The following is a 23,020-nucleotide window of genomic DNA, read 5'->3' as shown; positions in this document are numbered from 1 at the left end:
AATATTTGTTAGATTGGCGAACCTGGGGGTAATGGCTCGGGTTCGTACTGTTCTGGCCACTCTCCATCGGTCAAAAACGTATTGATGTCGTTGGCGAGCTGCTGAACTAATAAAGAGTCGGATTCGGCAAGCTGGCGTTGTTGCTTAACCAGTTCGGCTTGCATTATCAACCGGGCTTCTACCGCCAGAGCTGAATTCTCTATTGCTCTGATTTCCGCATTGATAACGGTTGCCAATAAACGTTGTTGAAGCGGCTCGCCTTTTGCCTGTTTCCAGTCGATAAAGACGGTAGTGAACAGTTCAGACATCAGCTGACTGGCTGATGGCACCCGTTCATTATTTGCGTGTTGCTGAATTAACCGGTTCAGGCGTTGAGGGTTGAGCATTAATTGTAAGCTATGGTCCGCTGCACTGGCTGCCATGCTGACCGTATCGGGTATTACCCCGGTTTTGCCATCGAAGTACTCACGTGACGAACTCTGGCCGTAGGCCATTGGCACCAGCCACTGTTTAATGTGGGCTGGCACTCGTAAGGTTTCTGCCTGGATAGTTTTTAACAGCTGTTTAAGTGCCGCCTGTTGTCTGGCGGCGCTAACCGGCTGGTAGTCATCGGTTGCGTCTTGTGCCATGTAGTAGCGATAATTAACACCTCCCAGCCATTTTACTGCAGCTTCGGTTTGATACCGGTGCAGCAAATAGATTGGTACGAAAATAGCCTGTAACTGACTGAGCGGCTGTTGAGGTTCTAACATGTCTTTACTGAAGTTCTCCAGCACCTGCTGGCGAACCGACAGCAATCGCTCAAGCTCGGTAACCGGATCACTGCCGTTGTCCCATAAATGGGCGAAAGGGTGAGCGCCACCGGCAGGACGTGCATCCTGGTCTGAAATAAAACTAAGATTAAGAGATTTATTTTTCGCTAATATTCGGTTGAGCTGATCGGCCGACGATGGCATCCCCCCAAAGTCACTGTAACCATAGGCTAATACTTGTTTGTCCCACAGGCCTAAACCTTCTGTGTAGGCGTTGGTTAAATTAAGCGAGCCATCGGTGGTCAAACTGACTAATGGATGCGGGTAGTCCATGACAGAAGCTCTGCCGGAAGTGCTGGCAGCGAAGTTGTGAGCAATACCGAGTGTATGGCCTACTTCGTGAGCACTTAACTGACGGATACGGGCCAATGCCATTGCCTTTACGGCTTCCTTTCTTTCGCTGGCGTCTTCAATAAATGGGGTCAGTAGTCCCTCAGCAATTTTCATATCCTGACGAACGCGCAGTGAGCCTAAGGTTACATGGCCTTTGATTATCTCACCACTACGCGGGTCAATGACAGAAGAGCCATATGACCAGCCTCGGGTGGCCCGGTGGACCCATTGAATTACGTTGTAGCGTACATCCATAGGGTCGGCATTTTCTGGTAATACTTTGACCTGAAATGCATTTTCATAGCCCAATGCTTCAAAGCCTTCGGACCACCAGCGAGCGCCCTCAAGTAGCGCCGTCTTTACCGGTTCAGGTGCACCCGGGTCAAGGTAGTAAACGATTGGTTCACGCGCTTGGCTTAACGAGGCTATTGGATCTTTCTTATTCAATCGATGGCGGGGAATATATTGTACGAGCATCGATTCGCCAAGCGGCGCGGCATAGTCTTTAAAACTGTGTGCCCAGAAACCGCTGTTTGGGTGAAAGTCACGTGGCTGATAATCGGTGTCAGGTAATTTGATAAAGGAATGGTGCAGATGGAGAGAAAGAGCATCGGCATTGGCAGCCACCTGATTAACCCACTGTCCTTCTCCATTTCCGACAAAAGTCACTTTTGCTTCGAGCTCAGTGTTGTTGATAAAAGCTTTGCTGCGTTCAGGGTAGATAATGGAGCGACTGGTATCGGCCTTAAACTGCCCCTGGCTCGTTTGCTGTAAGCGCTCACTCACACCATGTACGTCACTTAGCAGATAGGGGGTGTAGTCAATTAAAACAAACTCTTCGTTGCTGGCAACGACATCAAACCCGTACAGCACGGCATCGGCAAATGCTTGATCAACGCTGTTTTTTTCCGCGGGGTTACTGGTTTGTGCACGAAACTGGGTGTTGTGCTGCAACAGTAGCGCTTTATCACCTTCAATAAGGAATGAGGCGAGGCGGGTTTCGCCAAGCTGCCCTCGGTCGAGGCCGATGTCATTCGAACCTAGACCCCAGGGAAGACTGGTTTGAAAGATAAACGGGTGACCTTTCTTAGGTATTTGGAGGTAAAACTGGGCGTCAGCCTTATCGTGGTAAAACGTGAAGAACCCTTGTTTTTTCTCAAAGGATGAGGTGAATGCTTCTATGGTGTTTTTCTCTGTTTGTGCTACCGCAGTTACTGAGACAAGCAACATGAATAGCAGCAAGGTTTTTGATAGAAAGCGTTGCATTATTGTTATCCTAATTGTTCAGCAATTTCTTCTAAAATTTGCGTGGTCCATTGTTCGATACGTTCATCTGATAGCTCATATTGTGAGTCTTCATCCAGTGATAAACCGACGAACTGAGTATTATCTGCGGTCAATGCTTTGGAAGCCGCAAATTCGTAGCCTTGATTAGGCCAGAAGCCGATGCGTTTACATCCGTGACCAGCTATAGCATCGTGCAGCATTCCAAGTGCATCCTGGAACCAATCGGTGTAGCCTTCCTGATCTCCCATACCATAGAGTGCGACCACTTTTCCTTGTAAGTCAATATGGTTGATGTCTTCCCAGTGGCTTTCCCAGTCTTCCTGAAGTTCGCCGAAGTCCCAAGTGGAAATACCAAAAATGAGAATGTCGAACTGTTCAGCTTTTTTTAGAGGGGTGTCCTTAATATCAAATAATTGAACAATGTCCTCGCCTATGGCTTGCTGAATTTTTTCCGCGGCAATTTCGGTATAGCAGGTGGTAGAGCCATAAAACAAGCCAATTTCCAGGGACATAATTGATACCTCTGTCATGCGTTGAGTCTGTGATGCGGATGCATTGTAACAAAAAGACCGTTAGAATGAGCGCCTTTGTTGTTGGACGGGGAGTAGTATGGGCTTTGATCAATTAGTGGAGCAACTTGAAACGGTATTTGATGACGCCGTGGTTTCAGGTACAGACGATGAACTGTTTGCTTGTGGTTATTTACGCGGGCATTTTGATCTTGTTGTTGCTCAGCTGGAAATGTCGGGCGATACGCAGCCCGAAAATATTATGCCAGCCTTGCGCGAAGCAGTGTATAAGACTCGTCATGAGCTATCTCCCGCGGATCAAGCTCATATTAATAATGTGCTTGATAAATTAGCGCTGAAAGCGACTAACGGAAATGCGGCGTAGCGCATCCTGGCCTAAAGGCACCAACTCTCCGGTTAATTGGCAGGCAATGACTTCAGCTAGAATAGGGGCTGAAGTAAAGCCTCGCGAGCCAAGCCCGGTCAAAACGTGTAAGTTTTCGGCGATAGGTCCGATAATCGGTTGATGATCGGGAGTCGTAGCCCGAATGGACACCCTTTGTGTCGTCACTTCAAGAGATTCGGCCCAGGATTCTTTCGCGTTGGCGGCAAGCTGTTGTAGGTTTTCCCTGTTGTCTTCAGGTGTTGACTTTAATTCGTCGTTATCGCGATTAAAAGTAGCGCCGACACAATGGCTACTGCCGTCCGCAGGAACTAAATACCCTTTAAAGCACAAAACTGTTTTAAGTGAAGAGAGCTCGGGCGTTGTGTTTACTACGCTCACTTGACCACGAACAGGCTGTATGGGCAATGGGTCTATATTTGCTGGTAGCAGTGAATTGATGTGATGACCGGTGGCAAGGACGACGCGTTCGGCGTGTAATGAGTCTCCATCGCCCAAGGTTATCTGCCAATTGCCGTTGTCAGTCTGTTTCAACGTTTGAGCGGGTGCTTCAATGAGTTCAACGTCCGCCGCCTTTAGAAGGGCTTTGACCACCGCTGCCGGTCTTAACCAGCCCGCTTTGGGATAATGAAGTGCTGGCATGGCCAACGGTAACCCTGCGATTATCTCTGCGTCGGCTGGCTGCAAATATCGAACGGTGTCTTTAGCATAAAGTTCATTTGCGATGCGCTCATAGCGCTTTACTTTATCCTCGTTGAACGCGGGTTGCATCACTCCGGTCGGGAACCAATTGTCACTGCAAAAGTTACTATAGAGGCTTCTGGCTGTTGAAAACGCTTGCCAGTAAAAGCGGCTGAGCGGTGTATGCTCGGCATGCAGTAGCGGGTATACCGCACCCTGAGAGTTACCTGACGCGCCATCGGCAATACCCGTACTAATGACTCTGACACTGACGCCTCTTTGTTTAAGCGACAAAGCAGAGCAAGCAGCGCTTATACCCCCGCCAATAATGGTGACACTGCGCCGGTCATTGTATTTATGCTGACTTTCAATGTCGTTGTAGTGACCACGGAGCATCTCTCGTTTACGGCCGAAGCCAGCTGCTTTAGTGGCTGTAAATCCATTTTGTTGCAGCGCTCTTCTAACGCTGCCTGCTGCGGTAAACGTAGCGAAAGTTGTCGCGCTATGCGCAGTCTGCTTCATTGCCTGGTAAAGTGATGATTGCCACATTTCTGGATTCTTTGCCGGGGCAAAGCCATCGAGAAACCAAGCGTCGATTTTTTGTTGTGCCTGCGGAAGCCACTCCGGTAGTAGCTCATTCACGTCACCAATCCAAAGATCCAGTATCACGCGGCCTTGTGATAAGATGATTCGATGGCAGCCTGGATTAGTTGATGGGTAATGATTCAGAAACTCGGAACTAAGAGGCGCAACAGCAACTAATAGCTGATAAGCTTGCTCAAGCTGCTGGCGCGATAACGGAAACTTTTCGAAACTGACAAAGTGAAGTCGTGCGCTAGTTGGAGCATGCTCTAAAAAATGTTGCCAGGCGAGAAGAAAATTTAATCCAGTACCAAAACCGGTCTCAGCAATAGTAAAGCAATAGTGAGCCGGGAGAGATTGCCAGCGTTCAGGTAATCCATTTTGAGCGAGAAATACGTACTGACTTTCGTCAACACCACTCTCGACAGAGAAATAAATATCGTCGAAAGTAGTGGAAACGGGTACGCCTTGCTCGTTAAACTGGACAAACGAATTCGAATTCAAGTGGCTATCCCATGATTTATTGGTTGATGACCGCTATAATAACAACTTTACGAACAACAGTGGACAAAGCAGACCACATTCATACACGACGTTGGTTAATATATCGACGTAGAAATGTCAGACAGGATTAAAGAATGAGAAGAGCTGTTATCACCGGACTTGGTATTGTATCAAGCATCGGGAACAATCAAGAAGAAGTGCTAGAGTCGTTACGTATCGGCAAATCAGGCATTAGCCGTTCAGAATCCTTTGCAGAAATGGGATTGCGCTGTCAGGTTTGGGGCGAGGTTAAGCTCGATCCAAAAGATCACATCGACCGCAAAGCGTTACGCTTTATGGGCGACTCAGCGGCTTATGCTTACATTGCGATGGCTCAGGCTATTGAAGATTCAGGCTTAACTGAAGAACAGGTCTCGCATCCTCGCACGGGTCTGGTCGTTGGTTCGGGCGGAGCTTCTGGAGAGCACCAAGTGGCTGCAGCCGATATTTTACGTGAACGCGGCGTTAAAAAAGTAGGGCCTTATATGGTTCCTCGCTGCATGGCGTCAACCACTTCAGCTTGTCTGGCGACCCCTTTTAAAATTAAGGGTGTGAATTACTCTATCAGCTCTGCATGTGCGACTTCTGCTCACTGCATTGGCCATGCTCTGGAGCTTATCCAGTTTGGTAAGCAAGACCGCGTATTTGCCGGTGGCGGCGAAGAGCTTCACTGGACTTTAGGTATGGAGTTCGACGCAATGGGCGCGTTAAGTACTAAGTACAACGACACCCCTGAAAAAGCGTCACGTACATATGACCAGGGCCGTGATGGTTTTGTACCTGCCGGTGGCGGCGGTATTCTGGTTATCGAAGAACTGGAAGCAGCCAAAGCACGTGGTGCAAAAATTTACGGTGAAATTGTCGGGTATGGTGCCACTTCTGATGGTTACGACATGGTCGCGCCGTCGGGTGAAGGTGCCGTTCGTTGTATGAAGATGGCAATGGAGACCGTGGACACGCCAGTGGATTATTTAAACACCCACGGTACCAGTACACCGGTTGGTGATGTGAAAGAGTTAGAAGCTATTCGTGAGGTGTTCCCTGAAAAAACACCGATGATCAGTGCGACTAAAGCAATGACAGGACACGCGTTAGGTGCCGCTGGCGTTCACGAAGCGATTTACTCATTACTTATGCTCAAACACGGCTTTGTCACCCCTTCAATCAATATTGAGACGCTGGACGAAAAAGCGGATGGCATGAATATCGTTCGCCAAACAACTGAAGCCCCGTTAAAAACGGTAATGTCTAATAGCTTTGGCTTTGGTGGTACGAATGCATCGTTAGTGATGCGCCAATACTCTGAATAAGAGATTAAGTCGGTTACCGCGATGAAAATCGTTGCCGACCAGAATATTCCCGCACTGTCAGACTTATTGTCGGGTGCGGGAACACTGTCTTACTTTTCTGAAAGAACTCCCCCGAAAAGCCTGCTTGAGAACGCTGACGCTTTGTTAGTGCGCTCTGTTACCGATGTTGATGACGCGTTGTTGCGACAAGCACCAAAGCTCAAGTTTGTTGCCTCGGCGACCATTGGTATTGAACATATCGACACTCATGCTCTCCAGTCTCGGGAGATTGGATTTGCTCACGCTCCCGGCGCCAATGCTGAGTCGGTTGGCGAGTATGTGTTGTGTGCTGTACTGGATTGGCTGCAGCGGAAGACCAGGGAGCCTATCGAGGAAATCGATGTTGCTATTGTTGGTGCAGGACACACCGGTCAGGCTGCCGGAAAAAAGCTACAAGCCCTTGGTCTGAACGTCCACTATTATGACCCCCCATTGTGTAAAAAAGGCGTTAAGTTTGTTCATGACCATTGGCAGCGGGTGCTGACCGCGGATATCATTTCTTGCCATGTTCCGTTAACCCGTGATGGTGACTTTCCTACTCGACATCTATTTGAAAGCACGGCATTGCAGTCATTGCACTCGCAACAGTTATTAATTAATGCCAGTCGTGGCGCGGTAATCGATAATGGCTCTTTGCTTGAACGCGTCGAGCAGGGACAACGACCGTCATTAGTTTTGGACGTATGGGAAAATGAACCAGAAATATTGACGGCTTTGGTACCGTATATTGATATAGCGACTCCCCACATTGCCGGGCATAGCCTGGAAGGAAAAGTGGGTGGAGCTGTTATGATAGTCAATGCGCTACTGGAATATTTTGGAATAAATGCCAATAAAGAGTTATCTAAAGTGTTGCCCGCTGTGACCTGGCCTCAGCGCGAAGCCGCTCAATTTAACTCAATTGAAGCCCTTCAAGCTTGGGCAAAAAATCATTTTGATTTGTATTCCGATGACTGGCTTTTTCGTCAACACGGGTTAACACCTGACGGGTTTGACAGTCTGCGGCGCAATTATCGCAAAGAAAGCCCGCGCAGAGAGTTCATTAATCAGGTGATTACATGCCATAATAGCGCCCAATACATCCAGTTTTTACAGTTGGGTTTTAACGCCCGGCAGTTGTCTAAGTAAGGAGTTAGCATGTCACATGGGTTTCGCGTTGCGGTTTTAGGTGCGACAGGTTTAGTGGGTCAGCAGATGATTGAGATTTTAGCTGAGCGAAAATTCCCGGTGGCAGAACTTTTTCCTTTGGCTAGCGCTCGTTCGATAGGTTCAACAGTCGATTTTAATGGTGAAGAAATTGAAGTCTCTGATGCCAGTGAATTTGATTGGTCTAACGCGGATATTGCGTTTTTTTCGGCTGGGGGCGATATTTCTCGGGAGTTTGCGCCGAAAGCGGCTGAAGCTGGCTGCGTTGTTATTGATAATACGTCAGAATTTCGTTACGAACCTGATATCCCTCTGGTGGTACCCGAAGTGAATGCCTGGGCACTGGCTGACTTTAGAAATCGCAATATTATCGCTAACCCCAACTGTTCGACCATTCAAATGATGGTTGCACTGAAACCGATTCACGATGAAGTTGGCATTGAGCGTATTAATGTAAGCACTTACCAGTCTGTTTCAGGAGCGGGTAAAGAAGCCATGGAAGAGTTGGCGAAACAAACGGCAGAGCTTTTGAATGGAAAACAGCCAACGGTGGCTAATTTTAGTCGCCAGATTGCCTTTAACTGTATTCCTCAAATCGACGTTTTTCAGGAAAATGACTACACCAAAGAAGAAATGAAAATGGTTTGGGAAACTCAGAAAATATTCAATGATCCCAGTATCCGGGTGAATCCGACAGCGGTGAGGGTGCCGGTATTCTTTGGACATGCGGAAGCTATCCATATCGAGACACGTCAGCCAATCACTGCAGAACATGCAAAACAGCTGTTAAGTGAAGCTGCAGGTGTTACGTTAATGGAGCAAAGAGAAGAGTTCCCCACTCAGGTCGGCAATGCAGCGGGTTACGATGATGTCTTCGTAGGCCGGGTACGGGAAGATATCAGCCATCCTAATGGGCTTAACCTATGGGTTGTCTCTGATAATATTCGCAAAGGTGCAGCAACGAACAGCATACAAATTGCGGAAACTTTAATTCGCGATTACTGGTAATTTAAACGACTGTATGTCATAAAGTTTTTTTAACTAACGCCGTTAAAGATAAGAGCAAAGCGCGGGCAGAGACGAAGGAATGAGAAAAACCATAAGAGTGCAGGTACTAAGATACTTTTCGCTGGCAGCCTTTGCGTTGTCCGGCAGCATGATGGTCGCTGCAGCAAGCGGACAGGATGGTGTGGTTATAAAGGGGGCGAAAGGCTCAGAGGCTACCGATGTACGCATTGGTCAGGAGCGTTATGGGCCTATTACCCGTAATGATACCTTATGGGATATCGCCCGCCGTTATAAACCGCACTCCAGTGTTACTCAATACCAAACCATGGTTGCCATTGTTCAGGCTAATGACGATGCGTTTGTTAATGGCAATATGAACCGTATGCTTGATGGTTTCTATCTGCGTATTCCGTCTTTGCAAGAAATCCAAATGGTCAATCCTGAAGCGGCTCGTCGTCAGGTGGTGGTTGATGGTCAGTTAAAAAGTAAATCACAGCAGCTATCGCAAGTAGAGCAGGAAACTCAAGAGACCCGTCAACAACGACAGCAATTACTTGAAGAAGCCCGCGAAAAAGCTCAACAAACCATTCAGGCAGTAGAACAACGCCAAGAGCAAAATTTCAACCAACTACGCGCTGATATTCAGGAATCAATGCAAGCTGTAGAGAAAATGTACGGTGAGAACCAGTCTCTGCAAGAGCGTATTGATCAAATTGCTAAGCGTTTAGACAAGCTCGCTGAAAGCGTCAGTAAAACCGATGAGCTGGAAGCTCAGTTCCAGCAAGTTCTTGCTCAACAGAGGCAGTTACTTGAGCAGCAAGCGAGAGAAAAGGCGGAACAGAGCTCGGGTCTAACCGATTGGTTGCAGAGTCCCATAAATATGCTGCTCGTCTCCGTGTTGCCGGCATTACTCATTATTGGATTAATCGTTTTCTTATTTTTACGTCGTTCGGCGAAGTCAAAACCCGATGAAGTTGAGCAGGAAAATAAGAATCAGGAACTGACCGAGGAAGAAGCGGCCGCTCAGCTTGATAAAGAATTACTTGGGGAAACGCCGAAAGACAGCACCGACGGCTTGTTTGATATTGATGGTGATGACAATTCAGAAGATGAGGGCGACGACCTGAGTGCTCTGGAAGCGGAATTAACCGGACGTTCAGGGGACGCTGAGAAGAGTGATCTGAGCGTACGTCTGGATGACGGTGACGACGACGCTGAACAATCTGACGTTAAGAAAAATCTGGATGAGGATCTGGACGACGACGATCAGGTGGTATTGCCCGATGATGACGAAGATGAGGCTGGAGAATTATCTCAGGATGAATTAGATCGCCTATTCGGTGAAGCCGATGATGACGATGAGCAGGCGATAGACCTTTCCGTTGACGAAGCGGAGGATGAGCCGGTTGCTGCTGACTCTGAGGGAACAGAAGAGACAGAAGAGAGCCCGGAAAAGGCTGAAGATGAATCGGATTTAACCGAAGCTGATGATATAGACGATATTCTTTCAGACAATGCTCCTACGGAAGAAGAAGCAACGAGTAGTGATTCAGTCGAAGATGAAGCGCCGGAAGAAGACAAAGCAAATAATGAGAGTGACGACTTATTGCCGGATGACTTTGATGACAGTGAAGTCGATGACGTTCTGGCTGAACTAGGATTAACTGAGTCCGGAGATGCTGACCAGGAAAGACAGGAAAGTGAGGAAGAACCAGAAGAAGATGCTTCGGATGGCGTATCAACAGACGACGCTCGGCCAGAAGAAAGCGTTGAGCCGGCGGAACAGGATAGTGAATCCGAAGAGGACGACTTAGAGAAGTTACTTCAGGAATCTGACGAACTGACTCAATCACTGGATGACCTGGAAGAAGAGGTTCCGGAAGATGACGCTGAACTTGAACAAGCTGAAGATGAAGCCGATAAAGATTTAGAGTCACTCTTTGGCGGGGCTAATGAGGCAGACGAGAAAGCGGATGAAAAAGAAGACGTTGATTCGTTTAGTGCTAAGGAAGAAGATGATTTCGTCGATATTGATTCGTTAATGGCAGAAGCTGACGAAGACGAAGAAGACAGTGATCGTTACCAGTCTTCGGCGGTAAAAGATGCGCTGCCGGACGATGAATCGGGTGATGCGGAAGGTGCGCCAGAAGACGATGATCCGGCAGGCCAACTTGATTTGGCCAGGGCCTATATTGAAATGGGTGAAGAAGACGAAGCGCGGGAAATTCTTCAGCAATTAGCAGAAGGTGATGATGAGGCGCTGGCAAAAGAAGCTCAGAAGCTGCAACAAAAATTAGATTCGTAGGATAAAGTAGTATGCGAATGGCCCTATGTCTGGAATACGACGGAAGTCGCTATTACGGCTGGCAACGTCAACGTGAAGTGACCAGTGTTCAACAATGTCTTGAAAAGGCGCTAAGCAAAATTGCGGACGCGCCGATAGAAGTGACCTGTGCCGGGCGCACCGATGCCGGAGTTCATGCAACTGCGCAGATAGTTCATTTCGATGTTCCAATACCAAGACAGGGCCCGGCCTGGACGCTTGGTACAAATAGCAATTTGCCTGCAGGTATTGCGGTACGTTGGGCACAGCAAGTCGACAGTGATTTCAGTGCTCGTTTTAGTGCAACTTCAAGGCGCTACCGCTACATTATCGCTAATACTCGGTTTCGGCCAGGAATCCACTCGACTGGGGTCAGTCACTATCACCAGCCTCTGGACGCAGAAGTAATGCAGCAAGCCACTACCCACATTATTGGTGAGCATGACTTCAGTGCATTTCGAGCGTCTCATTGTCAATCGCACACGCCGTTTCGAAAGGTCTCTGACTTAACTGTCGAACGCAGAGGCGATTACATTATTATCGATATTACGGCGAATGCGTTTTTGCACCATATGGTTCGAAATATTGTCGGAAGCCTTATTGTTGTTGGCCAGCATTTGCAGCCACCGAAGTGGATCGGAGAGCTGTTGCGTGAAGGCGATAGAACGAAAGCTGCGGCAACGGCTAAACCTGGTGGGCTTTATCTTGTGGCAGTAACGTATCCTGAGCATTATAATATACCGGTAGTATCTCCCGGTCCCTTATGGTTACCAGACTAAGAGCGACTGTTATGACCTCTTTGCTTGATCCATTTGTGGTACCATGTAAGCTACATCACATTGATTAATAATAGCCTTTGGGCGGAATAGTATGAGCTGGATAGAAAGAATTCTTGCGAAGCCAAAAATTAATAAGCGACGCGGCGTCCCTGAGGGCGTCTGGAGTAAGTGTACGGCTTGCGACAATATTATTTATAAAGCGGACTTAGAGCGCAGTCTGAATGTCTGCCCTAAGTGCGATCACCATATGCGGGTGACTGGGCGCAGTCGTTTAGATCTCTTTCTGGATAAAGACAACCGGGAAGAAATCGGTACCGACTTAGAACCAAAAGATGTTTTGCGTTTTAAAGACTCGAAGAAATATAAGGATCGCATTGCGGCGGCACAGAAAAGTACTGGTGAAAACGATGCACTCATTGCGGAAAAAGGGACTGTAAAAGGGGTTCCTTTAGTTGCGGTCGCTTTTGACTTTAACTTTATGGGTGGTTCCATGGCCTCCGTTGTGGGCGCTAAATTTGTTCTGGCCGCTGAAGAATGCCTGAAGCACCGCATTCCACTGGTTTGTTTTTCGGCTTCAGGTGGTGCCCGGATGCAGGAAGCTCTGATGTCGTTGATGCAAATGGCAAAAACGTCAGCCGCGCTAGCGCGTATGAGTGAAGAGGGGTTGCCTTTCATTTCGGTACTGACAGACCCGACTATGGGCGGGGTTTCTGCTAGTTTGGCTATGCTGGGTGATATCCACATTGCTGAGCCTAAAGCACTGATCGGTTTTGCTGGCCCCCGTGTTATAGAACAAACGGTTCGTCAGACATTACCGGAAGGTTTTCAACGAGCTGAGTTTTTACTCGAGCATGGGGCTATTGACATGATTGTTGATCGCCGCGAAATGCGCAATACAGTCGCTCGTTTATTAGCAAAAATGCAAAATCTGCCGTCTACCGAAACTGCGGAAATAAGTGTAAGCGAGTAATGACAGCGATACCAACACCAGCTCCTGCAGATAATGCTACGCTGCAGGAGTGGCTGACCTACCTGGAAAGTATTCATCCTAAAAATATTGATATGGGTCTGGAGCGAGTCGCTGAAGTTGCGGTAAAAGCAGAGGTATTAGAGCCGGCCTCTTTGGTTATTACGGTCAGTGGTACTAACGGTAAAGGTTCTACAGTACGTTACCTCGAAAGCATTCTACAGGCGGCTGGCTACAGCACCGGTGTTTATACCTCACCGCACATTACTGAATATAGAGAGCGAGTTCGTATTAATGCCCAAGAGCTCACCGACGCTGAGCATGTTGAAGCGTTTTCTGCCATTGAGAATGTCCGCCACAAAACGTCTTTAACTTATTTTGAGTTTGGTACTCTGGCTGCGCTATGGTTAATTAACCGGAAAAAGCCGGACGTTGCTATTCTGGAGGTGGGCCTTGGAGGTCGGTTGGACGCGGTCAACTGTGTTGACGCGGATGTTGCTGTGGTGACTAGTATTGGTATTGATCACATAGCTTTTCTTGGCAATGACCGTGAACAAATTGGTCGCGAAAAGGTGGGTATTGCGAGAGCTGGAAAGCCTTTAATTTGTGGTGAAATAAATCCAACAGCCAGTATTGATGAAAGCGCTGAACGCATTGGTGCCAAGCTGTGGCAGGTTGGGCGAGACTTTCATCGTAATGAAAAAAATAGCAGTTGGAGTTACCGTAGCCAGCATACACAGCTTAATGATCTGCCTTTGCCGAAACTGCCGCTGATTAATGCATCAACAGCGATAGCAGCAATTGAACAATTACCGCTACCTGTGACTCTGACTGCCATTCGGGAAGGAATCGCACAGGCGAGTCTGCCGGGCAGAATGCAGCAGTACTCTCATAATGGCTGTGATGTTTTATTGGACGTTGCCCATAATCCTCAAGCGGCAGCGTACGCGAATCAATATCTACAGAAGTTTTATCCGGACTATAAGATTTTTGCGGTTGTCGGAATGTTGTCCGACAAGGATCATGCGGGTGTTATAAAAGCGCTTACGTCTACGGTGGACTCATGGTATCTGGGCTCATTGTATGAGCCTCGGGGTCAGACATCATTACAACTTCAGGACAATATCCATTTATCTGGGCAATCGTGCTCTCGGTTTGACTCTGTGGAGCAGGCATTTTCTGCAGCCATTGAAGACGCATCGCGAAGTAAAATGAATGAGAGGGAAGCTCTGGTCTTCGGCTTCGGCTCGTTTTACACTGTAGCCCAAATTGATGCTTACATGAAAGGAGCTTAGTTTGTCCAGTTCTCTGCAAAATCGTCTCGTCGGCACTTTTATACTTGCTGCATTAGCAGTCATTATCATTCCAGATGTATTAGACGGTGAAAAGAAAGGGCCGGTTGAGCCAATGGAAACTATTCCGTTGAAACCGAATGTAGAAGAAACTCTGGAGAAACCGAAAGCGTTGTCAGAATCAACGGTAGCTGAACCTGTAACAGTGGATGCAGAGAAGAAAGCCAGCATTGAAAAGACGGCAGACTCGGCCGCTCCGATAGAAAAAGATGAAACAGTAAAAGCTCCTTCGAGAGAACCGCAAGAATATGCAGTGGACGGCAAAGCCTGGGTGATTCAACTAGGGGCCTTCAGTCAGGAAGACAGTGTTAACAGACTGATTTCACAATTGCAGGATCGCGGATTTGCCGCCTACTCAGAAAAAGTGCCGGGCAGTTCATTGATTCGTGTGTTAGTTGGTCCGGATACATCACAAGTGCAACTAGAACAACAGTTAGAACCGTTAAAAGAGCTGACAGGTCTAAACGGTAAGGTAATGACTTATCAGCCGTAATTTTTGCAATATGTGTGAAAAGAAATCACATTATTGTCGACATTCTGTTAAAATCCCCGCGTCTTTTGCGCAGCAATTGTGAGTTACTATGCTCTGGATTGACTATGCCATTATAATTGTTATTGGCCTTTCTACGGTGATTAGCCTGGTAAGGGGCTTTGTTAAAGAAGCCGTGTCTTTGGCCGTCTGGATTTCAGCCTTTTTTATTGCCAGCCAGTTCTATCAGGATCTTGCTGTCTATTTTACTCAAATCGATGATCCTCTGGTCAGAAATGCCGCTGCTATTGCCGCACTATTTGTAGCGACACTCATTCTGGGCGCTATTCTCAACTATATTCTTTCGCAATTGGTTCACCATACTGGCTTGTCCGGGACCGATCGGGTGCTTGGGTTGGTGTTTGGTGCATTGCGGGGTGTGCTCATTGTCAGCGCGTTATTATTCTTTATTGATTCCTTTACTGCTTTATCCTCTAGTGACTGGTGGCAAGGGTCTCTATTAATTCCTCACTTCGGTGTATTTATTCAGTGGTTTTTCAGTTATCTGGAAAACAGCTCCAGTTTTTTAGTCCCTCAACCTGTATAGAAAGGTGAAAAGACATGTGTGGTATTGTTGGTATTGTTGGTAAGCAGCCTGTTAACCAAGCACTTTATGATGGTTTAACGATGCTTCAACATCGTGGTCAGGACGCCGCTGGTATTATGACAGTTGATGAGCATTGTACTTTGCGTTTAAGAAAGGCCAACGGTTTGGTGCGGGATGTGTTCCACACACGGCACATGCATCGCTTGTCTGGAAATGTCGGTATCGGGCATGTGCGTTATCCTACCGCGGGAAGCTCAAGTTCTGCAGAAGCACAGCCATTTTATGTTAATTCGCCTTTCGGCATTGCTATGGCGCACAACGGTAACTTGACTAACGCATCTGACGTTCAGGAGCATTTGTTTCAAACGGCCCGCCGGCATATCAATACCACATCAGATTCAGAAATTTTGCTTAACGTTTTTGCCAACGAACTGGATAAAAACGAGAGCTTAACCCTGACCGAAGAAGATGTATTTCGCACCATGACGGCGGTTCACCGCCAGGTACGAGGGGCTTACGCAGTGGTCGCCATGATTTTGGGCCATGGCATGGTCGCTTTTCGTGACCCTTGGGGGATACGTCCTCTGGCACTTGGTAAACGCGACACAAAAGACGGCGAAGAATATATTATCGCGTCGGAGAGCGTTGCTATTGATGGTACTGGGTTTAAATATGTACGTGACGTAGAGCCTGGTGAAGCCATTTATATTACCAATGACGGCCAGCTGTATTCACGTCAGTGTGCAGACAAGCCAATGCATTGCCCTTGTATTTTTGAATACGTTTATTTTGCTCGTCCTGATTCATTTATTGATGGTATTTCGGTGTATGCGTCGCGCGTGAATATGGGTCGGAAACTGGGCGAGAAAATTAAACGAGATTACGCTGATCTCGACATCGATGTGGTTATCCCTATTCCTGAAACAAGCTGTGACATTGCATTAGAAATAGCCAATGTCATGGACCTTCCTTACCGTCAGGGATTTGTGAAAAACCGTTATATTGGCCGTACCTTTATAATGCCAGGGCAAACTCAGCGGCGTAAGTCGGTTCGCCGTAAGCTCAACGCGATAAGCGCTGAATTTCGCGGTAAGAATGTTTTATTGGTTGATGATTCTATTGTGCGTGGAACAACGTCGGAGCAGATTATCGAGATGGCTCGTGAAGCCGGCGCCAAAAAAGTCTACTTTGCATCAGCTGCACCGGAGATTCGCTTCCCGAACGTTTATGGCATTGATATGCCAAGTGCAAATGAGCTTATTGGTCATGGACGTGAAGCGGTAGAAATTCGCGATATGATTAAAGCCGATGGACTTATTTACCAGGAGCTTGATGACTTGATTGATGCTGTTGGTTCAGAAAACCCTTCAATTAAATGTTTTGAGACATCGGTCTTTAGTGGCGAATATGTCACTGGAGATGTGAGTCAGGAATACCTAGACCGTCTGCATGCTGCGCGTAACGACGTTGCTATGTCGGATCGTGACGGCTCTGAAGACGCCAATCTTGAACTTCACAACGATAACGATTAGTGCACTTGAAACCATAAGACTGAGCGCGAGCCGCTCAGTCTTATTAGGAATCGCTCAGTCTTGTTGGAAAGGATAGACCGAACCCAGTTTCATTATCTGAGTGAGTTCATCTAAAGCTGTGCGTGATTCTTCCAATAATGCAGGGTCACGTAAATCATCTACAGCGAGTTCGTCGCGATAATGTTTTTCTACCCACTGATTCAAACGCTTAAATAGTCCATCGGACATTAAACAGTTCTGGTTTGCCCCGGCTATCTCTTCATCGTTTAAAGCTACCCGTAGACGCAAGCAGGCCGGTCCGCCGCCATTTCGCATGCTCTGTTTTACGTCAAAGAATTCAACCCGCTTAATGGGGCTGTCGTTGCTCTGAGTCAATTGCTCCAGGTAAGCCCTGACATTCTCGTTATCCTGACACTCTGTTGGCGCGATAATCGTCATTTGGCCATCGGGTGGGGTAATTAACTGCGTGTTAAATAAATAAGTACTGACCGCATCCTGAATACTGACTTGTTCGGTTTTAACTTTAATAAAGTGAACCGGATGATCGCCGAACTTACTCTGAATTTCGGCGAGTTTCGCTTCAGTATCGGCGAAAGCTTGCTCATGATAAAAAAGAACGTTTTGGTTGCCCACAGCAATAACATCGTTATGGAAAACGCCTTGGTCAATAACGTCCGGATTCTGTTGAATGTACACGGTGTTGTCTTCACTCAAGCCATGTAAGCGAGCAATGGCCTGAGACGCTTCCAGCGTTTGTCGTGCCGGGAAGCGCTTTGGTGCTGGTTTGGAGCTGTCGAAGGCGTAGCGACCGTAGACAAAAACTTCAACACCTGCATGACCGTACTCACGACAGAGTCGAGTGTGGTTAGCGGCACCTTCGTCACCGAAATGTTCGTTATCCGGCAAGTGTGTGTGATGCTCAAAATAACGTCCGTTGTTGAACATTGCCTGCAAGATACGACCGCTGGTCTGTGGCTCGAGAGAACGGTGAAATTTATTGGTCAGGTTAGCTGGCGTAAAATGGACTTTGCCGTTAGCGGTATCGGCGCTGGGAGAAACGGTTGCAGCATTGGCTGTCCACATGCTTGAAGCTGAGCAAACGGCTTGAAAAATAGCCGGAGCTTCAGTTGCCGCGCGATGCAAAATTTCTGCATCTGTGCCGGTGAAGCCTAAGCGACGTAAAGCAAACACATCGGGACGTTCTTGTGGTGCTAATACGCCTTGCTTCATTCCCATGTCGTGCAGCGCTTTCATTTTTTTCAGGCCTTGCAGGGCAGCATGCTTTGGACTGGAACTGGCTTTAGCGTTAGCCAAAGACGCAACGTTACCGAACGACAGTCCAGCGTAATTATGAGTAGGGCCTACTAAGCCGTCGTAGTTGACTTCGAAGTGTTGCATGCTCACGTTTCGATACTCCCTGCACGTTTTGTGCACCTGACAATGTAAACTAAGAAACTATTATACTGTTTTAAAACCGCCTTGAAAGCCTTTATTTTTCTGGACTTAGAGCTTATCAGTGTAAACCTGACTGTTTATTTAGCTTGTGCGAATTTTTATCAAATAATCGAGTTATGGTTGTTTCTGCAGACGATAACCGATATACCTAAAAAAGGCCGCTAAAGAGCAATTGCACTTGTAATTGTTACTGTTAGCACGTATATACACGGCATCTACAACAAGAGAACGATTATTCTATGGCTAAATCGCTCGTCATTGTCGAGTCTCCGGCAAAAGCCAAAACCATTAATAAATATCTAGGCAAGGATTTTATTGTTAAGTCCAGCGTTGGTCATGTTCGTGATCTGCCTACTCGTGCAACTGAGACAATCAAAAGTAAGCCGGCAGCTGAAGTACGCAAAATGTCGCCGGACGCCAAAGCAAAGTACCAGAAAGAACGCGATTACAAGCGGCTAATTGCCAGAATGGGAATAGACCCTGAGAACGACTGGGAAGCGCACTACGAAGTTCTGCAGGGAAAAGAAAAAGTCGTTAAAGAATTGAAACAGTTAGCCAAAAAGTCAGATGAAATTATTCTGGCAACGGATTTGGACCGTGAGGGTGAGGCAATCGCCTGGCACTTGCGCGAACTTATCGGTGGTGATGACTCACGTTATAAACGCGTGGTGTTTAATGAAATAACGAAAAAGGCCATTAAGGAAGCGTTTGAGCATCCGGCCGAACTGAATACTGACAGGGTTAACGCTCAACAAACTCGGCGCTTTCTTGATCGCGTTGTGGGTTTCATGGTGTCTCCGTTGTTATGGAAAAAAATCGCCCGTGGATTATCCGCTGGTCGTGTTCAGTCAGTAGCGGTAAGGCTTGTGGTTGAGCGCGAGCGCGAAATTAAAGCCTTTGTTCCTGAAGAATACTGGGATGTTCATGCCGACTTGAATACGCCGGCTGAAGAATCTCTGCGCATGCAGGTGATGAAGCAGGCGGGTAAAAACTTTCGTCCCACCAATAAAAAAGAAACCGATACTGCTGTCGCTTCGTTGAAAACAGCTGGTTACGAAATTACTGGTCGTGAAGATAAGCCCACATCAAGTAAACCCAGTGCGCCTTTCATTACATCAACGTTACAGCAGGCAGCCAGTACACGGCTTGGCTTCGGTGTTAAAAAAACCATGATGATGGCACAGCGGCTGTATGAAGCGGGTTATATTACCTACATGCGTACTGACTCAACTAACTTGAGTGCAGAAGCCGTCGATGCTTGTCGCGATCTAATTGCTAACGATTTCGGCAAAGATTACTTGCCGGAAAATCCTAACCGCTATGGTGCGAAAAGTAACGCACAAGAAGCGCACGAGGCGATACGGCCGTCAGATGTTAGAGTTAAGTCTGAGTCCTTAGCTACAGTAGAACGTGACGCTCAGCGGCTTTATGAGCTCATTTGGCGCCAGTTTGTTGCCTGCCAAATGGTACCGGCGCGCTATGACAGTACAACTCTAACGGCCACCGCAGGTGAATTTGAATTAAAAGCCCGTGGTAGAGTCATGCGTTTTGCTGGTTGGACGAAGGTGATGCCGCCAGCCAGTAGTAAGAAAGACGGCGATGCTACCTTACCTGATGTCAAAAAAGGCGATGCGCTTACGCTGGAACAGCTGTTGCCTGAACAACACTTCACTAAGCCACCGGCTCGGTACGGCGAAGCGTCGCTGGTCAAAGAGTTGGAAAAGCGTGGAATTGGTCGTCCATCCACTTACGCATCGATTATCTCGACAATTCAGGATCGTGGTTATGTCAGGGTTGAAAGCCGTCGTTTCTTTGCCGAGAAAATGGGTGAGATTGTTAACGATCGCTTAATTGAAAACTTTGCTGAGTTGATGAATTACAACTTTACGGCCGAAATGGAACAAGCGCTGGATGATATTGCCGAAGGGAAGCGCAACTGGAAAGAGACGCTCGATAAGTTTTATGCTGACTTTAAAGAGCGGTTGGAAAAAGCGGAATTAGAACCTGCTCAGGGAGGGATGCGCGAAAACAGCCTGGTCTTAACCGATATTGACTGCCCCGAGTGTGGGCGCAAGATGGGGATACGGACGGCGTCGACAGGCGTATTCCTGGGCTGCTCGGGCTATAACTTACCGCCGAAGGAACGTTGTACTAAGACGCTTAACCTGACACCAGGCGAAGAAGCCATAGAAGTGACCGATGAAGATGAGCGTGAAACCGAAGCGTTGCGCGCGAAAAAACGTTGCCCTAAATGCGGCACCGCTATGGACAGTTATCTTATCGATGAAAAGCGGCGGTTACATGTTTGCGGTAATAATCCAACCTGCGATGGCCAACTGGTTGAAGAAGGTACGTTCCGTATTAAGGGATATGACGGACCAACAATCGAATGCGATAAGTGCGGCTCAGAGATGCAGCTGAAGAACGGTCGTTTTGGTAAATACTTTGGCTGCACTAACAGCGAGTGTAAAAATACCCGTAAGCTTTTGCGTAGCGGGGAACCTGCGCCGCCCAAAGAGGATCCGGTTCCATTACCCGAGCTACCTTGTGAAGAATCGGATGCTTATTTCGTATTAAGAGATGGGGCTTCGGGTATTTTCCTTTCGGCCAATACGTTTCCGAAGTCTAGAGAAACCCGCGCTGTGACGGTAAAAGAATTGGCACAGTTTAAAGATCGTTTGCCGGAGAAGTTTAAGTATCTTGCCGAAGCGCCGAAGGAAGACGACGACGGTAATGACGCAATTGTTCGCTTTTCACGAAAAAACAAAGAGCAATACGTCGTGACTGAAATTAAGAAAAAGCAAACGGGATGGAAAGCATTTTATCGGAATGGTAAATGGAAAGTAGAGGACAAGTAGCTGAAGGCTTACGACGATACTGTCCTTTTTCCAATAGTTAAACGGCGAGGGCTCGACTAACATAGTGCCGTGTCTATTGAAAGACACGGCACACCGGACATGGAGGTCCTATGTTATTGCCTCGTTTGAGCATAACACTTCCCGCTGCTTTCCAGGCAGCGGGCTTTTCATTTTTAAGCACCTTCAAATTTTCAAAGAAGCAGAGCGGCCAGGCGAGTCTCGAGCTGCTGATTGTGTGGCCCATTATTGTTGTCAGTATTTTTACTTTTGTGCAGGCCTTATTTATTTGGTGGGCTCAACAAACACTGACCATGGCGAATCAATACGCGGTAAGAGCGGGAAGCCTTAATCACGGGCGTAATAGTGCAATGGTGAATACTCTGGTTTCAGGAATGGCTGCTTTAAAGCCACAGCTAGACACCGATAATAAAATACTGGCGGCTGCAGAGTCGATTGCTGAACAGCGGCTTCATTTTGCCCAATTTGGGCGGTTAAAAATTCTATCACCAACCGCGGAGGATTTTCGGCAATTTGCGGCCTGGCGCTGGGATGAAGACAAACAAACCGACGTGCTCGAAATCTCGGTTGATCACTACCATGCCAGAGCGGCTGAAAATACAGCCAGGCAATGGCATAAGGCGCGCATATTAGTTATTGAGACCTATTGGTGTTTGCCATTAGACATACCAGTAGCAGCAGAGTTATTGGCTGCAACCCAACGATTGGTGTCAGGATCCGGGGCCGCAAACTATTGTGCAAGCCGAGGTGTTTTGTACGATAGACCTTTGTGGGGATTATCGAACACCGCTCAGCATGCCATGCTAAGCGGATACAGAAATTGACGGGGCTCAGCGCACATCGTGATAATCGACGCAGGCTTGCAAGGTATTCTCAATTAAAGAAGCTACCGTCATCGGCCCAACTCCGCCCGGTACAGGTGTTATCCAGCCAGCGCGTTCCGCGGCTGTTTGAAATTCAACGTCTCCGGTTAACCGACCATCGGGCAGGCGGTTCATACCAACATCAATAACAATAGCGCCCGGTTTTACCCATTCGCCAGGAATAAACTCGGCTTTACCAACAGCAACGACTAAAATATCGGCGCGTTTAACATGGTCAGATAAGTCATTAGTAAAGCGGTGACAAACCGTAGTTGTCGCGCCGGCTAAAAGCAATTCAAGACTCATAGGCCGGCCGACAATGTTTGATGCACCGACCACCACAGCATTTAATCCGTGCAAGTCGACTTTGGTGTGCTCAAGCAGCGTTATAATGCCCTTTGGCGTACAGGGGCGCAAAGCTGGAATACGTTGTGATAAACGACCGATATTAAAAGGGTGAAAGCCATCGACATCTTTATCGGGACGAATACTTTCGAGTATTGGCGTTGCGTCCAGGCCCGCAGGTAGCGGGAGCTGAACCAAAATTCCGTCGATTGAGTCGTCATTATTTAATTGTTCAATAAGTTCTTCAAGTTCCTGCTGAGTGGTGCTGGCAGGTAAGTCGTAGTCAAATGAACGAAAGCCAACCTCTTCACAGGCGCGGCGCTTATTTCCTACATAGACTTCAGAAGCCGCATCGCTTCCAACTAACACAACGGCTAACCCCGGCGCCCTAAGCCCGGAATCAATGCGTTCTTTTACTTGTTGTTTAACAGCTTGCCGGACAGTGGCTGCAATGGTTTTACCATCAATTATTTGAGCTGGCATAATGACGTTCCCAAAGGTGAGAGAATTCAAGGTGATATATGATTAGCATTGTAACTTTTTTCTGTCCTTAATGTCACCGGTTGCTGGTTTAGTCGTCAGGTTGTTGTAAAAGTAGTCATTCGGTACCAATAACCGAAAAAAAGTTTGACGGGTCAGTCTTCAAGAGGTAATATTCGCCCCCGTTGTCAGCCAGCATTTGTTTTTTAAAAGCTGCGTCTGATACGGCTTTCGGAGATATTCGGCGATTAGCGCAGTTTGGTAGCGCACTTGGTTTGGGTCCAAGGGGTCGCAGGTTCAAATCCTGCATCGCCGACCA

The 23,020-nt window shown here is 47.5% G+C and carries 18 protein-coding genes and 1 tRNA gene; 14 read left to right on the top strand and 5 right to left on the bottom strand.

Annotated elements, in window-relative coordinates; genetic code table 11:
* Nucleotides 1–8 precede the first annotated feature (8 nt).
* A complete protein-coding gene (locus tag RBK99_RS10665) occupies nucleotides 9–2,411 on the bottom strand; it encodes a zinc-dependent metalloprotease (RefSeq protein WP_317504589.1) in 2,403 nt (800 codons plus the stop codon).
* Between the two features lie 5 nt (nucleotides 2,412–2,416).
* Nucleotides 2,417–2,938, bottom strand: coding sequence for a flavodoxin FldB (gene fldB / locus RBK99_RS10660; protein WP_317504751.1), 522 nt, complete (start codon nucleotides 2,936–2,938; stop codon nucleotides 2,417–2,419).
* A gap of 103 nt (nucleotides 2,939–3,041) precedes the next feature.
* Between fldB and RBK99_RS10655 the strand changes: the two genes are divergently transcribed.
* Entirely contained in the window at nucleotides 3,042–3,326 is a 285-nt protein-coding gene (locus RBK99_RS10655; RefSeq protein WP_317504588.1) for a YfcL family protein, read from the top strand.
* On the opposite strand, the gene mnmC is transcribed toward RBK99_RS10655, so the two are convergent.
* Entirely contained in the window at nucleotides 3,291–5,111 is a 1,821-nt protein-coding gene (gene mnmC, locus RBK99_RS10650) for a bifunctional tRNA (5-methylaminomethyl-2-thiouridine)(34)-methyltransferase MnmC2/FAD-dependent 5-carboxymethylaminomethyl-2-thiouridine(34) oxidoreductase MnmC1 (protein WP_317504587.1), read from the bottom strand. The genes RBK99_RS10655 and mnmC overlap by 36 nt on opposite strands.
* A gap of 134 nt (nucleotides 5,112–5,245) precedes the next feature.
* Between mnmC and fabB the strand changes: the two genes are divergently transcribed.
* From fabB to purF, 10 genes are all read left to right on the top strand, one after another.
* Entirely contained in the window at nucleotides 5,246–6,460 is a 1,215-nt protein-coding gene (fabB, locus tag RBK99_RS10645) for a beta-ketoacyl-ACP synthase I (RefSeq protein ID WP_317504586.1), read from the top strand.
* Nucleotides 6,461–6,481: 21 nt separating this feature from the next.
* Nucleotides 6,482–7,627: a 4-phosphoerythronate dehydrogenase gene (locus tag RBK99_RS10640; protein ID WP_317504585.1), complete on the top strand. Its 1,146-nt coding sequence runs from the start codon at nucleotides 6,482–6,484 to the stop codon at nucleotides 7,625–7,627.
* Nucleotides 7,628–7,636: 9 nt separating this feature from the next.
* The gene (locus tag RBK99_RS10635; protein ID WP_317504584.1) at nucleotides 7,637–8,653 is read left to right on the top strand and encodes an aspartate-semialdehyde dehydrogenase; all 1,017 of its coding nucleotides are present in this window, start codon (nucleotides 7,637–7,639) and stop codon (nucleotides 8,651–8,653) included.
* A 79-nt stretch (nucleotides 8,654–8,732) separates the two neighbouring features.
* Nucleotides 8,733–10,958 (top strand): FimV/HubP family polar landmark protein, encoded by a 2,226-nt coding sequence (locus tag RBK99_RS10630; RefSeq protein ID WP_317504583.1) that lies wholly within the window; start codon nucleotides 8,733–8,735, stop codon nucleotides 10,956–10,958.
* A gap of 11 nt (nucleotides 10,959–10,969) precedes the next feature.
* On the top strand, nucleotides 10,970–11,755 hold the full coding sequence (gene truA / locus RBK99_RS10625) for a tRNA pseudouridine(38-40) synthase TruA (protein ID WP_317504582.1): 786 nt from the start codon (nucleotides 10,970–10,972) through the stop codon (nucleotides 11,753–11,755).
* 91 nt (nucleotides 11,756–11,846) lie between these two features.
* Nucleotides 11,847–12,725 (top strand): acetyl-CoA carboxylase, carboxyltransferase subunit beta, encoded by an 879-nt coding sequence (accD, locus tag RBK99_RS10620; RefSeq protein ID WP_317504581.1) that lies wholly within the window; start codon nucleotides 11,847–11,849, stop codon nucleotides 12,723–12,725.
* On the top strand, nucleotides 12,725–14,017 hold the full coding sequence (gene folC, locus RBK99_RS10615; protein WP_317504580.1) for a bifunctional tetrahydrofolate synthase/dihydrofolate synthase: 1,293 nt from the start codon (nucleotides 12,725–12,727) through the stop codon (nucleotides 14,015–14,017). The genes accD and folC overlap by 1 nt, the downstream gene beginning before the upstream one ends.
* A 1-nt stretch (nucleotide 14,018) precedes the next feature.
* On the top strand, nucleotides 14,019–14,567 hold the full coding sequence (locus RBK99_RS10610; protein WP_317504579.1) for an SPOR domain-containing protein: 549 nt from the start codon (nucleotides 14,019–14,021) through the stop codon (nucleotides 14,565–14,567).
* 88 nt (nucleotides 14,568–14,655) lie between these two features.
* A complete protein-coding gene (locus RBK99_RS10605; RefSeq protein ID WP_317504578.1) occupies nucleotides 14,656–15,150 on the top strand; it encodes a CvpA family protein in 495 nt (164 codons plus the stop codon).
* A gap of 14 nt (nucleotides 15,151–15,164) precedes the next feature.
* A complete protein-coding gene (gene purF / locus RBK99_RS10600) occupies nucleotides 15,165–16,682 on the top strand; it encodes an amidophosphoribosyltransferase (protein ID WP_317504577.1) in 1,518 nt (505 codons plus the stop codon).
* A gap of 54 nt (nucleotides 16,683–16,736) precedes the next feature.
* Here the strand turns inward: purF and astB are convergent, their stop codons facing one another.
* On the bottom strand, nucleotides 16,737–18,080 hold the full coding sequence (gene astB / locus RBK99_RS10595) for an N-succinylarginine dihydrolase (RefSeq protein WP_317504750.1): 1,344 nt from the start codon (nucleotides 18,078–18,080) through the stop codon (nucleotides 16,737–16,739).
* Between the two features lie 296 nt (nucleotides 18,081–18,376).
* Between astB and topA the strand changes: the two genes are divergently transcribed.
* The gene (topA, locus tag RBK99_RS10590) at nucleotides 18,377–20,995 is read left to right on the top strand and encodes a type I DNA topoisomerase (protein ID WP_317504576.1); all 2,619 of its coding nucleotides are present in this window, start codon (nucleotides 18,377–18,379) and stop codon (nucleotides 20,993–20,995) included.
* Nucleotides 20,996–21,105: 110 nt separating this feature from the next.
* Complete coding sequence (locus RBK99_RS10585) at nucleotides 21,106–21,837, top strand: pilus assembly protein (RefSeq protein WP_317504575.1); 732 nt, start codon at nucleotides 21,106–21,108, stop codon at nucleotides 21,835–21,837.
* A 6-nt stretch (nucleotides 21,838–21,843) separates the two neighbouring features.
* On the opposite strand, the gene folD is transcribed toward RBK99_RS10585, so the two are convergent.
* Complete coding sequence (gene folD, locus RBK99_RS10580; RefSeq protein ID WP_317504574.1) at nucleotides 21,844–22,704, bottom strand: bifunctional methylenetetrahydrofolate dehydrogenase/methenyltetrahydrofolate cyclohydrolase FolD; 861 nt, start codon at nucleotides 22,702–22,704, stop codon at nucleotides 21,844–21,846.
* Between the two features lie 239 nt (nucleotides 22,705–22,943).
* On the opposite strand from folD, the gene RBK99_RS10575 reads away from it, so the two are divergent.
* Nucleotides 22,944–23,020 (top strand) — tRNA-Pro (locus RBK99_RS10575).

Source organism: Idiomarina solivarensis (assembly GCF_033052755.1).
In the GTDB taxonomy this organism is placed as follows: domain Bacteria; phylum Pseudomonadota; class Gammaproteobacteria; order Enterobacterales; family Alteromonadaceae; genus Idiomarina.
Note: the sequence above shows the minus strand (reverse complement) of the source record. Positions and strands in the feature narration are given on the sequence as shown.

Bases quoted from the DNA above. Each gene is read 5' to 3' on its own strand.
- RBK99_RS10665 (WP_317504589.1), bottom strand. From the start codon at position 2,411: ATGCAACGCTTTCTATCAAAAACCTTGCTGCTATTCATGTTGCTTGTC.
- RBK99_RS10655 (WP_317504588.1), top strand. From the start codon at position 3,042: ATGGGCTTTGATCAATTAGTGGAGCAACTTGAAACGGTATTTGATGAC.
- fabB (WP_317504586.1), top strand. From the start codon at position 5,246: ATGAGAAGAGCTGTTATCACCGGACTTGGTATTGTATCAAGCATCGGG.
- RBK99_RS10640 (WP_317504585.1), top strand. From the start codon at position 6,482: ATGAAAATCGTTGCCGACCAGAATATTCCCGCACTGTCAGACTTATTG.
- RBK99_RS10635 (WP_317504584.1), top strand. From the start codon at position 7,637: ATGTCACATGGGTTTCGCGTTGCGGTTTTAGGTGCGACAGGTTTAGTG.
- RBK99_RS10630 (WP_317504583.1), top strand. From the start codon at position 8,733: ATGAGAAAAACCATAAGAGTGCAGGTACTAAGATACTTTTCGCTGGCA.
- truA (WP_317504582.1), top strand. From the start codon at position 10,970: ATGCGAATGGCCCTATGTCTGGAATACGACGGAAGTCGCTATTACGGC.
- accD (WP_317504581.1), top strand. From the start codon at position 11,847: ATGAGCTGGATAGAAAGAATTCTTGCGAAGCCAAAAATTAATAAGCGA.
- folC (WP_317504580.1), top strand. From the start codon at position 12,725: ATGACAGCGATACCAACACCAGCTCCTGCAGATAATGCTACGCTGCAG.
- RBK99_RS10605 (WP_317504578.1), top strand. From the start codon at position 14,656: ATGCTCTGGATTGACTATGCCATTATAATTGTTATTGGCCTTTCTACG.
- purF (WP_317504577.1), top strand. From the start codon at position 15,165: ATGTGTGGTATTGTTGGTATTGTTGGTAAGCAGCCTGTTAACCAAGCA.
- astB (WP_317504750.1), bottom strand. From the start codon at position 18,080: ATGCAACACTTCGAAGTCAACTACGACGGCTTAGTAGGCCCTACTCAT.
- topA (WP_317504576.1), top strand. From the start codon at position 18,377: ATGGCTAAATCGCTCGTCATTGTCGAGTCTCCGGCAAAAGCCAAAACC.
- RBK99_RS10585 (WP_317504575.1), top strand. From the start codon at position 21,106: ATGTTATTGCCTCGTTTGAGCATAACACTTCCCGCTGCTTTCCAGGCA.
- folD (WP_317504574.1), bottom strand. From the start codon at position 22,704: ATGCCAGCTCAAATAATTGATGGTAAAACCATTGCAGCCACTGTCCGG.